This is a genomic window from Streptomyces sp. NPDC048521, from assembly GCF_043199855.1.
Taxonomy (GTDB): Bacteria; Actinomycetota; Actinomycetes; order Streptomycetales; family Streptomycetaceae; genus Streptomyces.
The window spans coordinates 894,109-905,490 of sequence record NZ_JBICWR010000001.1 but is presented as its reverse complement, the minus strand read 5'-3'; the positions used below and the strand labels follow the sequence as shown (position 1 = coordinate 905,490).

Annotated in this window: 11 protein-coding genes, 2 rRNA genes and 1 riboswitch; of the genes, 12 read left to right on the top strand and 1 reads right to left on the bottom strand. The window is 68.8% G+C overall.

What is annotated here, in order from left to right:
• From ACGFRF_RS04450 to ACGFRF_RS04395, 12 genes are all read left to right on the top strand, one after another.
• Window positions 1-157: ribosomal RNA gene (locus tag ACGFRF_RS04450) — 23S ribosomal RNA — on the top strand; the annotation flags it as partial.
• A gap of 84 nt (window positions 158-241) precedes the next feature.
• Window positions 242-358: ribosomal RNA gene (rrf, locus tag ACGFRF_RS04445) — 5S ribosomal RNA — on the top strand.
• 108 nt (window positions 359-466) lie between these two features.
• Window positions 467-1,075, top strand: coding sequence for a CDP-alcohol phosphatidyltransferase family protein (locus tag ACGFRF_RS04440; protein ID WP_393737072.1), 609 nt, complete (start codon window positions 467-469; stop codon window positions 1,073-1,075).
• Between the two features lie 114 nt (window positions 1,076-1,189).
• Window positions 1,190-3,685, top strand: coding sequence for a sugar phosphate nucleotidyltransferase (locus ACGFRF_RS04435; protein ID WP_393737071.1), 2,496 nt, complete (start codon window positions 1,190-1,192; stop codon window positions 3,683-3,685).
• 169 nt (window positions 3,686-3,854) lie between these two features.
• Window positions 3,855-4,772 carry a DUF881 domain-containing protein gene (locus ACGFRF_RS04430; RefSeq protein ID WP_393737070.1) on the top strand — a complete coding sequence of 306 codons (918 nt, stop codon included), beginning with the start codon at window positions 3,855-3,857 and terminating at the stop codon, window positions 4,770-4,772.
• Window positions 4,769-5,101, top strand: a complete 333-nt coding sequence (locus ACGFRF_RS04425) for a small basic family protein (RefSeq protein ID WP_003988855.1) — start codon at window positions 4,769-4,771, stop codon at window positions 5,099-5,101. Before ACGFRF_RS04430 ends, ACGFRF_RS04425 begins: the two co-directional genes overlap by 4 nt.
• Before the next feature lie 4 nt (window positions 5,102-5,105).
• On the top strand, window positions 5,106-5,978 hold the full coding sequence (locus tag ACGFRF_RS04420; protein WP_393737069.1) for a DUF881 domain-containing protein: 873 nt from the start codon (window positions 5,106-5,108) through the stop codon (window positions 5,976-5,978).
• 190 nt (window positions 5,979-6,168) lie between these two features.
• Entirely contained in the window at window positions 6,169-6,999 is an 831-nt protein-coding gene (locus tag ACGFRF_RS04415; protein WP_393737068.1) for an FHA domain-containing protein, read from the top strand.
• Between the two features lie 44 nt (window positions 7,000-7,043).
• Complete coding sequence (locus ACGFRF_RS04410) at window positions 7,044-7,781, top strand: MerR family transcriptional regulator (protein WP_393737067.1); 738 nt, start codon at window positions 7,044-7,046, stop codon at window positions 7,779-7,781.
• An 84-nt stretch (window positions 7,782-7,865) separates the two neighbouring features.
• Window positions 7,866-8,339 (top strand): bifunctional nuclease family protein, encoded by a 474-nt coding sequence (locus ACGFRF_RS04405; RefSeq protein WP_393737066.1) that lies wholly within the window; start codon window positions 7,866-7,868, stop codon window positions 8,337-8,339.
• A 272-nt stretch (window positions 8,340-8,611) separates the two neighbouring features.
• Complete coding sequence (locus tag ACGFRF_RS04400) at window positions 8,612-9,295, top strand: MerR family transcriptional regulator (protein ID WP_393737065.1); 684 nt, start codon at window positions 8,612-8,614, stop codon at window positions 9,293-9,295.
• A gap of 67 nt (window positions 9,296-9,362) precedes the next feature.
• On the top strand, window positions 9,363-10,859 hold the full coding sequence (locus ACGFRF_RS04395) for a DNA polymerase IV (protein WP_393737064.1): 1,497 nt from the start codon (window positions 9,363-9,365) through the stop codon (window positions 10,857-10,859).
• Here the strand turns inward: ACGFRF_RS04395 and ACGFRF_RS04390 are convergent.
• Window positions 10,781-11,152, bottom strand: coding sequence for a PRC-barrel domain-containing protein (locus ACGFRF_RS04390; protein ID WP_393737063.1), 372 nt, complete (start codon window positions 11,150-11,152; stop codon window positions 10,781-10,783). The genes ACGFRF_RS04395 and ACGFRF_RS04390 overlap by 79 nt on opposite strands.
• 119 nt (window positions 11,153-11,271) lie before the next feature.
• Window positions 11,272-11,366, top strand: a riboswitch (glycine riboswitch).
• The last annotated feature ends 16 nt before the right edge of the window (window positions 11,367-11,382 follow it).

Sequence of the window (11,382 nt, the reverse complement as noted above, 5' to 3'; positions counted from 1 at the left end):
GCTGAAAGCATCTAAGCGGGAAGCCTGCTTCGAGATGAGGACTCCCACCCACTTGATGGGGTAAGGCTCCCAGTAGACGACTGGGTTGATAGGCCAGATATGGAAGCCTGGTAACGGGTGGAGTTGACTGGTACTAATAGGCCGAGGGCTTGTCCTCAGACGCTCGCGTTCACTGTGTTGGTTCTGAAACCACGACCACGTCGCCTTTTGTATGGCGTTTCGGTTGAGAGTTTCATAGTGTTTCGGTGGTCATAGCGTGAGGGAAACGCCCGGTTACATTCCGAACCCGGAAGCTAAGCCTCACAGCGCCGATGGTACTGCAGGGGGGACCCTGTGGGAGAGTAGGACACCGCCGAACTCCTTTTACAGCTCCGGCTCTTGGGCATAAGCCCGAGAGCCGGAGCTTTTTTGCGTTGAGGTAGGGTCAGGGGGCATCGTTGGCTCGTTTCGCACAGGAGGCCCCCGGGTGGAGGTCCAGGAGACCCGTGTCCAGACAGACCGGGTCCTCACCATCCCCAACATCCTCAGCATGGCGCGGCTCGTTGGCGTACCCCTCTTCCTGTGGCTGATCCTCAGGCCGGAGTTCGGGGGCCCCAACAGTGATGGCTGGGCTCTCCTGGTGCTGGCCTTCAGCGGGGTCAGCGACTATCTCGACGGCAAGCTCGCCCGGCGCTGGAATCAGATCAGCAGCCTCGGCCGGCTTCTCGACCCCGCCGCAGACCGGCTCTACGTCCTTTCCACGCTGGTCGGTCTCACCTGGCGGGAGATCCTGCCGATCTGGCTCACCGGCCTGCTGCTGGCGAGGGAGCTGGTTCTCCTGGTGATGGTGGGCATCCTCCGTCGGCACGGGTATCCGCCGCCGCAGGTGAACTTCCTCGGGAAGGCCGCCACCTTCAACCTGATGTACGCCTTCCCGCTCCTGCTCCTCAGTGACGGAACTGGTTGGATCGCGTCACTCGCTGCTATTTTCGGATGGGCGTTCGCCGGATGGGGTACAACTCTCTACTGGTGGGCAGGAGTGCTGTACGTGGTACAAGTCCGCCGTTTGGTTCGTGCGGACGCCATGGCCGATTGAGCTCGGCGATTGTCCTGACGTAACGCCTCGATGGCCCGCGGTGGAAATGTGCGGGACAATCTGGACGGGTGAAGTCGGCTAGACCGTCGTCTCTTGGAGGAGGACGCTTCCGACATGAAGGCCGTCGTGATGGCCGGGGGCGAAGGCACCCGCCTGCGCCCCATGACCTCTAGCATGCCCAAGCCGCTCCTGCCCGTGGCCAACCGCCCGATCATGGAGCACGTGCTACGGCTGCTCAAAAGGCACGGACTCACCGAGACCGTTGTCACGGTGCAGTTCCTGGCATCGCTCGTCAAGAACTATTTCGGCGATGGCGAAGAGCTCGGAATGGAGCTCACGTATGCCAATGAGGAGAAGCCACTCGGTACCGCCGGAAGCGTCAAGAACGCCGAAGAGGCGTTGAAGGACGATGCCTTCCTCGTCATCTCCGGCGATGCTCTGACCGACTTCGACCTCACCGAGCTGATCAATTTCCACAAGGAGAAGGGTGCGCTGGTCACGGTCTGCCTGACCCGTGTGCCCAACCCCCTGGAGTTCGGCATCACCATCGTCGACGAGGAAGGGAAGGTCGAACGCTTCCTGGAGAAGCCGACCTGGGGACAGGTCTTCTCCGACACCGTCAACACGGGCATCTACGTCATGGAGCCCGAGGTCTTCAACTACGTCGATCCCGATGTTCCGGTCGACTGGTCCGGCGACGTCTTCCCGCAGCTGATGAAGGAAGGCAAGCCCATCTACGGCTATGTCGCCGAGGGCTACTGGGAGGACGTCGGCACGCACGAGAGCTATGTCAAGGCCCAGGCCGACGTCCTCGAAGGCAAGGTCAACGTCGACCTCGACGGCTTCGAGATCTCCCCGGGCGTGTGGGTGGCCGAAGGGGCCGAGGTGCACCCCGACGCCGTGCTGCGCGGACCGCTCTACATCGGCGACTATGCGAAGGTCGAGGCCGGCGCGGAGATCCGCGAGCACACCGTCGTCGGCTCGAACGTCGTCGTCAAGACCGGGGCCTTCCTGCACAGAGCCGTCGTGCACGACAACGTGTACGTCGGACAGCACAGCAACCTGCGCGGCTGTGTCGTCGGCAAGAACACCGACATCATGCGCGCAGCCCGGATCGAGGACGGCGCGGTCATCGGTGACGAGTGCCTGATCGGTGAAGAATCGATCGTTCAGGGCAACGTCCGGGTCTATCCGTTCAAGACCATCGAGGCCGGTGCGTTCGTCAACACGTCGGTCATCTGGGAGTCCCGGGGACAGGCCCATCTGTTCGGTGCCCGTGGTGTGACCGGCATCCTGAACGTCGAGATCACGCCGGAGCTGGCGGTGCGGCTCGCCGGCGCGTACGCGACGACCCTCAAGAAGGGCGCCACCGTCACCACGGCCCGCGACCACTCCCGAGGTGCCCGCGCGCTCAAGCGGGCGGTCATCTCCGCGCTGCAGGCCAGCGCCATCGACGTACGCGACCTGGAGAACGTGCCGCTGCCCGTGGCACGGCAGCAGACCGCGCGCGGCAGCGCCGGCGGCATCATGATCCGCACCTCGCCCGGCGTGCCGGACTCGGTCGACATCATGTTCTTCGACGGCAACGGCGCGGACCTGTCGCAGGGCAGTCAGCGCAAGCTCGACCGGGTGTTCGCGCGGCAGGAGTACCGGCGGGCATTCCCCGGGGAGATCGGTGACCTGTACTTCCCGGCGAGCGTCTTCGACTCCTACACCGGGTCGCTGCTGCGGAACGTCGACACGACGGGGATCGCGGAATCGGGTCTCAAGGTCGTCGTGGACGCCTCCAACGGCAGCGCCGGGCTCGTGCTGCCCAGCCTGCTCGGCAAGCTCGGCGTGGACTCGCTGACCATCAATCCCGGTCTCGACGAGTCCAGGCCGACGGAGACGGAGGAGATGCGGCGCAAGGGGCTAGTGCGGCTCGGTGAGATCGTGGCGTCCTCGGGTGCCGCGTTCGGGGTGCGGTTCGACCCCGTCGGCGAGCGGCTGTCGCTTGTGGACGAGAAGGGCCGGATCATCGAGGACGACCGGGCGCTCCTGGTGATGCTGGACCTGGTGGCCGCCGAGCGGCGCAGCGGCCGGGTGGCGTTGCCGGTCACCACGACCCGGATCGCCGAACAGGTGGCCGCCTACCACGGCACCCAGGTCGAGTGGACGACCACCTCGCCGGACGACCTCACGCGCGTGGGTGGTGAGGAAGGCACCATCTTCGGTGGTGACGGCAAGGGCGGGTTCATCGTCCCTGAGTTCAGCAGCGTCTACGACGGCACGGCGGCCTTCGTGCGGCTGATCGGGCTCGTGGCGCGGACGCAGCTCACGCTGAGCCAGATCGACGCCCGGATCCCGCGGGCGCACGTCCTCAAGCGGGACCTGGCGACGCCGTGGGCCGTCAAGGGTCTGGTGATGCGGCGGGTCGTCGAGGCGGCCGGAGATCGCTTTGTCGACACGACCGACGGTGTGCGCGTCGTGGAGACCGACGGGCGTTGGGTGATGGTGCTGCCGGACCCCGCCGAGGCGGTCACCCATCTGTGGGCCGAAGGCCCCGACGACGCCTCCGCGCAGGCCCTGCTGGACGAGTGGTCGGCCGTCGTGGACAGCGCCGGCCGGTGAGGCCGGTGGCCGTGGGCGGCAGCCGTCCCGATAGCAGCCGTCCGGTGACGCCGGACGGCTGAGGGCGGCAAAAGCCGCTGCACGCGTGCGTGCCGGACAAGTGTCCCCAAGGGGGCCTGTCCGGCACGCGGGTGGGGCCGTTCGGAGGTACTGCTCGCGACATGCGACGATGTGCGGCATGCCGCAGCAACCCCCCGTTCGGAGCAGCCCCACGCGGCCGCAGCGCCCGGACGCCTCCATGTCGTTGATCACCAACGTCATGGACCACAGCCTCGACGACGGGTATGCCGAGGCCGCTGCCCGGAAGAAGTCCCTGGGCGAGGGCGGCCTGCCGAAGACCCTCAGGGCGAAGCTGGGCCTCGCGGCCGGTCTCGTCCTCGCGGCACTGGTCGTGACCGTGGGGGCGGCGCAGGCCCGGGTGGCGGCTCCCGTGGTGGCCAAGGAGCGGCAGGAACTGATCGACCGCATCGACAGTGAGACCGAGGCCGCGGACAAGCTCGAGGGCACCGTCGACAAGCTGCGTGACGAGGTCGGCGCGCGGCAGCGGGCGGCGCTGAGGTCGAGCGGCGGTAGCGCGGAGGCGGACCTGGTGGGCCTGCTGTCGGGCGCCACCGCGGTGCACGGACCCGGTGTCAGGCTCGTCGTGGACGACGCCAAGGAGGCCGGCGGCGGCGGTGACGGGGGCAATCCGCGGGAGACCTCGGGGTTCTCCGACACCGGCCGGGTGCGCGACCGGGACATGCAGCGCGTGGTCAACGGGCTGTGGGCCTCCGGAGCCGAGGCCGTCTCCATCAACGGGCAGCGGCTGACGGCCCTGTCCGCGATCAGGGCCGCCGGTGACGCGATACTGGTCGACAACAAGCCGCTGGTGCCGCCGTACACGGTGCTGGCGGTGGGGGACGGGGAGAGGCTGAGCACCAGGTTCCAGAACAGCGCGGACGGGCTGTATCTGCATGCCCTGGAGGAGAACTACGGGATCCGCGCCACCATCTCCACGGAGGGTGACGTCCGGTTGCCCGCCGCGCCGAGTGTGATCGTACGCACCGCACAGCCGAACGCCGAGAAAACTGAGAAGGGCACATCGTGATCGCCGTACTGGGCCTCGTCGTGGGAGTCGTGGCCGGCCTGTTGGTCCGGCCCGAGGTTCCGGCGGTCGTCGAGCCTTATCTGCCGATCGCCGTCGTGGCGGCGCTGGACGCCGTCTTCGGCGGTCTGCGGGCCATGCTCGACGGCATCTTCGACGACAAGGTCTTCGTGGTGTCGTTCCTGTCGAACGTGGTCGTCGCCGCCCTGATCGTGTTCCTGGGCGACAAGTTGGGCGTGGGCGCGCAGCTGTCCACGGGTGTCGTCGTGGTCCTGGGTATCCGGATCTTCTCCAACGCCGCGGCGATCCGCCGGCATGTGTTCCGGGCGTGAGGCGATGAACGACGAGAACGGCAACGACAGCCGCAACATCAGCGACGACCGGGGCGAGCAGCCGGAGAACAGGCTGCGCAAGGAACTGCCGGCCGAGGTGCCGGCCCCGGCGCCCGGTGCCGGGCCGACGCAGGGGAAGCAGCCCGAGGAGCCGCTGACCGGTCGGCAGCGGCTGGTCAAGGGCCTGTGGCCGCCGCGCGTCACCCGGGCCCAACTCATCGTCGCCGTGCTGCTGTTCGGCCTCGGCTTCGGGCTGGCCGTGCAGGTGGCGTCGAACAGTGACAGCGACAGCGCGTTGCGCGGCGCACGCCAGGAAGATCTTGTTCGCATCCTCGATGAACTGGATTCGCGTACCCAGCGTCTTCAGGACGAGAAGCAGGGACTGGAGAAGCAGCGCCAGGAGTTGCAGAGCAGCTCCGACCAGGCCGCGGAGGCCCGCAAGCAGACCGCCGAGAAGGCGAGGCAACTCGGCATCCTGGCGGGCACCGTGGCGGCGCGGGGTCCCGGCATCACGATGACGATCGAGGACACGAAGGGGACGGTCCAGGCGGACATGCTGCTCGACGCGATCCAGGAGTTGCGCGCGGCCGGTGCGGAGGCGATCCAGGTCAACGGTGTTCGCGTGGTCGCGAACACCTACTTCACGGATGCGGGCAAGACGGTGAGCGTCGACGGGAACAAGATCAACGCTCCCTATCGTTTCCAGGTCATCGGCAAGCCGCAGGATCTGGAGCCGGCGCTGAACATCCCTGGAGGCGTGGTGCAGACCCTGGAGAAGGAGCAGGCCACGGTGACCGTCGAGCGGTCGGACAAGATCGTCGTGGATGCCTTGCGACAGGCGAAGCGGCCTGACTACGCTCGGTCGTCCTCCCAGTGAACCGGTGGTGCATGGGGAACGTCCGGCAGGGGCATGAGGTTGCGGGGGGTCGGCGCACCGAAGAGGTGGTGCGTGGTGGAAACTGTCTGGTGGTTACGGACGTTGTGAGGATGTCCGGCTCGGCCGGTGTAGGCAATCAGGGTTCGTCCTGCCCCACGGGCGGGTCTGTTTCGGTCAAGGGGAATCGCCCGTGAAGTTGTTTGCGAAGTTGTTCGGCAAGAGCGCGCGAGAGGGCAGCGACAACGCGACCGCTCGCCATCGCGCACAGCCTGACGCGGAGGGCCAGCGCCCGCTGTTCCGGGACCAGGTCGCTGGTCCGGGCGGTGACATTTCCGGTGGTCAGGGCGCGGCGTCTGTTGACCCTGCCCAGTCCGGCGGCATAGGTTTCGGGCAACCGTCAACCTCAGGTACGGGTGGAGGGTTTGCCCCCGACCCGTACGCGTCCAATGCCCCGGCGGGGCAGCCGCGGCAGGAGGGTCCGTCCATGTCGGTCCTGGTGTGTACGAGGTGCGGTAACCGGAACGCGGAGAACGCCCGGTTCTGCTCCAACTGCGGCGCGCCGCTGCGCCCCGGTGTGACGCCGGAGCGTGCCTCCGAGACGACGTCCACGATCTCGATCTCCGGCATCGAGGCCTACGAGGCTGAGGCGACCGGTCAGACGCCGCTGCCGATGCTCTCGCCGGAGGCGCAGGCCGCGGTGGACGCGCTGCCGCTGGGCTCGGCGCTGCTGGTGGTGCGCCGCGGACCGAACTCGGGCAGCCGCTTCCTCCTGGACAGCGATCTGACCACGGCCGGCCGTCATCCGCAGAGCGACATCTTCCTGGACGACGTGACGGTCTCGCGTCGGCACGTGGAGTTCCGGCGTACCCCGGACGGCTCGTTCACCGTGGCCGACGTGGGCAGCCTGAACGGCACGTACGTCAATCGGGAGCGGATCGACCAGGTGGCTCTGGCGAACGGTGACGAGGTGCAGATCGGCAAGTACCGGCTGGTGTTCTACGCGAGCCGGCAGGGCATCTGACCCGCCCCCGGACCGGCGTCCGGGGGGACCCCCAGGGAAGGTCCATGCTTCAAACACCGAGCGGCGGTGCCCGAAGCGGTGCCGCCGCCAGGGACGGCGTGCTGATGAGCATCGGCACGGTGCTGAACGTGCTGCGTGACGAGTTCCCCGAGGTCACCATCTCCAAGATCCGCTTCCTGGAGTCGGAGGGCCTCATCGAGCCGCAGCGGACCCCGTCCGGGTACCGCAAGTTCAGCGCCGGGGACGTCGAGCGCCTCGGGCGTGTCCTGCGGATGCAGCGGGACCACTATCTGCCGCTCAAGGTCATCCGGGAGCACCTGGACGCCATGGAGCGGGGCGAGGCCGTCCCGCTGCCCCTGGTGGGGCGCCAGCGGACCGCGGAGGACGTCCCGGAGCCGTCCGGGGCGCGCACGGTGGCCCGGGTCGGCAGGGCGGAGCTGATGGCGGCGGCGGGAATCGACGATGCCGAGCTCAAGGAGTGGGAGTCCTACGGGCTCATCGCGCCCCTGGAGGACGGGGCGTACGACGCCGAGGTCGTCACCGTGGCGTCCCTCGTCGCCGAGCTGGGCCGGTTCGGTATCGAGCCGCGCCACCTTCGGGTGATGAAGGCCGCCGCGGACCGTGAGGCGGGTCTCGTCGACCAGGTGGTGGCCCCGCTCAAGCGGCACCGCAATCCGCAGACCAGGGCGCATGCCGAGGCCCGTACGAAGGAGCTGGCGGCGCTCACGGTGAAGCTGCACGCGGCCCTGGTGAAGACCGCTCTCGGCGTCCGGCTGCCCTGAATCCGGGGTCCCGGAGCGGCCGGATCGGGCACCTGTTCCCGGCCCGACTACCCAAACATCCCGAGCACGGCCTAGGGTTGCTGTGTGAACGAGCTCGATGTCGTAGGTGTCCGGGTCGAAATGCCCTCCAACCAACCGATCGTGCTCCTGCGCGAAGTGGGGGGCGACCGTTACCTCCCGATCTGGATCGGGCCGGGGGAGGCGACGGCCATCGCCTTCGCCCAGCAGGGCATGGCCCCCGCGCGACCGCTGACCCACGACCTGTTCAAGGACGTGCTGGAGGCCGTCGGCCAGGACCTGACCGAAGTACGCATCACCGATCTGCGGGAAGGCGTCTTCTACGCGGAGCTGGTCTTCGCCAGTGGGGTCGAGGTCAGCGCCCGTCCCTCCGATGCCATAGCGCTGGCCCTGCGCACCGGAACGCCGATCTACGGCAGTGACACGGTGCTGGACGACGCGGGTATCGCCATTCCGGACGAGCAGGAGGACGAGGTGGAGAAGTTCCGCGAGTTCCTCGACCAGATCTCGCCCGAGGACTTCGGCACCAGCAGCCAGTGAGCGGCAGACGGTGCGAGGCCGGCCCGCCGTACCGGGGTTCTGGGGGGTCGGCCACCGGTCGTTTGCGGGGCCCGGCTCGTGGGCAATTGCCACCGGCCATTGAGAGCGTCCTACGGCCTCTCACGAGCGCATTCGGCTAGCCTTTCCCCGCGGTGGGGCACGGAAAACCACTCCTAGGGTGATTATCACTCGGCGTGCCGAGTGTGGCGATCGTTGACGCACCCCTGGTGACTGCCTACCGTCGAGAAGGCAGGTCAAGGACGGAGGTCGGCGTGAGAACCAGCGGCGACGGTACGGCTGGGGGTGCCTCGGGACGCGGTTTCGGGGAGAGCGGTCCGTACCCTCCCCCGAGCTCTCAGCTGCGTTCGAGCGGGGGATATCCCCATCACGGCAGCGCGGTCGATCACGCTCCGCAGCGGCCGGCGGCGGTGCCGAACGGCGGAGGGGCGGCGTCCATGACGTCCGAGGAGATCGGCTATCGCGGGCCCACGGCCTGCGCGGCCGCCGGGATCACCTACCGGCAGCTCGACTACTGGGCCCGGACGGGCCTGGTCGAGCCGAGTGTGCGGCCCGCGTACGGTTCGGGAACCCAGCGCCTGTACAGCTTCCGGGACGTCGTCGTCCTGAAGATCGTCAAGCGCTTTCTGGACACGGGTGTCTCGCTCCAGAACATCCGCACGGCCGTCCAGCACCTCAGGGAACGCGGTTTCCGCGACCTCGAGCGGATGACCCTGATGAGCGACGGCGCCACCGTGTACGAGTGCACCTCGCCGGACGAGGTCCACGCCCTGCTCCAGGGCGGCCAGGGCATCTTCGGGATCGCCGTCGGCGTGGTGTGGCGGGACGTGGAGAGCGCCCTGTCCCAGCTGCACGGCGAGCGCATCGACACGGGCGAGACCCTCGTCGGCCACAACCCCGCGGACGAGCTGGCACGGCGCCGCAACCGGGCGGTCTGACCGCCGGGCCGATCGGGCGCCCTCCGGTGCCACCGCATTGTCAGTGCCGTGGTGCAGCATCGGACATGTGAGAAACGCGCCCACGATCCTGCATCTCGACATGGATGCCTTCTTCGCCTCGGTGGAGCAGGCGTCCAAGCCGAGCCTGCGCGGGAAGGCGGTCGTCGTGGGCGGGCTCGGACCGCGCGGGGTGGTGGCGACCGCGTCGTACGAGGCACGGGTCTTCGGGGTGCACTCGGCGATGCCCATGGCCCAGGCGCGCCGGCTGGCACCCAATGCCGCGTATCTGGTGCCGCGTTTCGCCCTGTACCGGTCGGTCAGCGAGCAGGTGATGGCGCTGCTGCGGGAGCTGTCGCCGCTGGTGGAGCCGCTCAGCCTGGACGAGGCGTTCGTGGATCTGGAGGCCGGGGGAGCGGCCTGGGACGAGGAGTCGGCGCGGCTGGCCGGGGTGAAGCTGCGCGCGGACATCCGGGCGGTCACGGGACTCACCGGGTCGGTGGGGCTCGCGGCCTCCAAGATGCTCGCGAAGATCGCCTCCGAGCAGGCCAAGCCGGACGGTCTGGTGGTCATCGAGCCGGGGACCGAGCGGGCGCTGCTGGGGCCGATGCCGGTGCGGACCCTGCCCGGGGTCGGGCCGGCCACCGGGGACCATCTGCGCAGGGCCGGGATCACCACGGTCGAGGAACTGGCGGAGGCGGGCGAGGACGAACTGGTGCGGCTGCTCGGCAAGGCGCACGGGCACGCGCTGCACGCCATGGCACTGGCCCGCGACGAGCGGCCGGTGGTGGCCGAGCGGGAGGCGAAGTCGGTGTCGGTCGAGGACACCTACGACGTGGACATCCACGACCGGTTGCGGGTCGGCCTGGAGGTGCAGCGGCTCGCCGACCGGTGCGTGCGGCGGCTGCGCGGCGCCGGGCTGTCGGGGCGGACCATCGTGCTGAAGGTGCGGCGGTACGACTTCTCGACCCTGACCCGCTCCGAGACGCTCCGCGGGCCCACGGACGATCCGGCCGTCATCCGGGAGGCGGCCGCGCGGCTGCTGGACTCCGTGGACACCACGGGCGGGGTACGGCTGCTCGGTGTGGGCGTCACCGGGCTGGCCGACTACACCCAGGAGGACCTGTTCGCGCAGGCGGCGGGTGAGCGGGCGGCGGGCGACCTCGCCGTGGACGTCGTACCCGAGGCCGTGGCCCGGCAGCCGGAGCCCGCCGAGCGGCAGTGGCGTGCCGGGCAGGACGTACGGCATGCCGAGTGGGGTCACGGCTGGGTGCAGGGCAGCGGCCTGGGCCGGGTCACGGTGCGCTTCGAGACGCCTCGGTCGGAGCCGGGACGGGTGCGGACGTTCCGGGTCGACGATCCCGCGCTGGAGGAGGCGGAGCCCTTGCCGTTGGTGGCGGCGGGCGACGTCGCCGACCGGCCCGCCCGTGTCGGTCCAACGGGCGGTGACCGCTACGAGGCTCCGCAGCCGACCCCGGATGCGGAGGATCAGGTCTCCTCCGAGCCCGCCAGTCTGCCGAAGTCGTGGTCCGGGAGCGGGGGAGGTGGGGCCAGGTCGAGACCGTAGTGGTGGTAGAGCTGGAGTTCCTGCTCGGGGGAGAGGTGGCGGCCCACGCCGAAGTCGGGGGCGTCCTTGATGAGGGCGCGGTCGAAGGGGACCCGCAGGGCGCCGTCGATCAGCTCGCTCGGCTCCAGCGGGACGAAGGCGTCCCGTGAGAACAAGCCGGTGCGTATGGCCGCCCACTCGGGTACGCCGGTCGCGTCGTCGAGGTACACCTCGTCGATGGTGCCGATCTTGGTGCCATTGCGGTCGAACGCCTTGCGGCCGATCAGGTTGCGCGGATCGATGTCGGTCTGCACGGTCCCTCTCCCTCCAAGTGGTCGCAACTCATCCGTAAGCACTACAAAAGAGCACAATCAGTGAGGCGGCCACTCGAAGGCTCGGGCGTCGACCTCGCTGGTAGGCTGACAGCGGCTGCTGACCCCGTGCGGGAGAGTCCTCCGACCACCTCGGAGGCGCCGAAGGAGCAAATCCTCCCCGGAATCTCTCAGGCTCACGTACCGCACGGACGAGGTCACTCTGGAAAGCA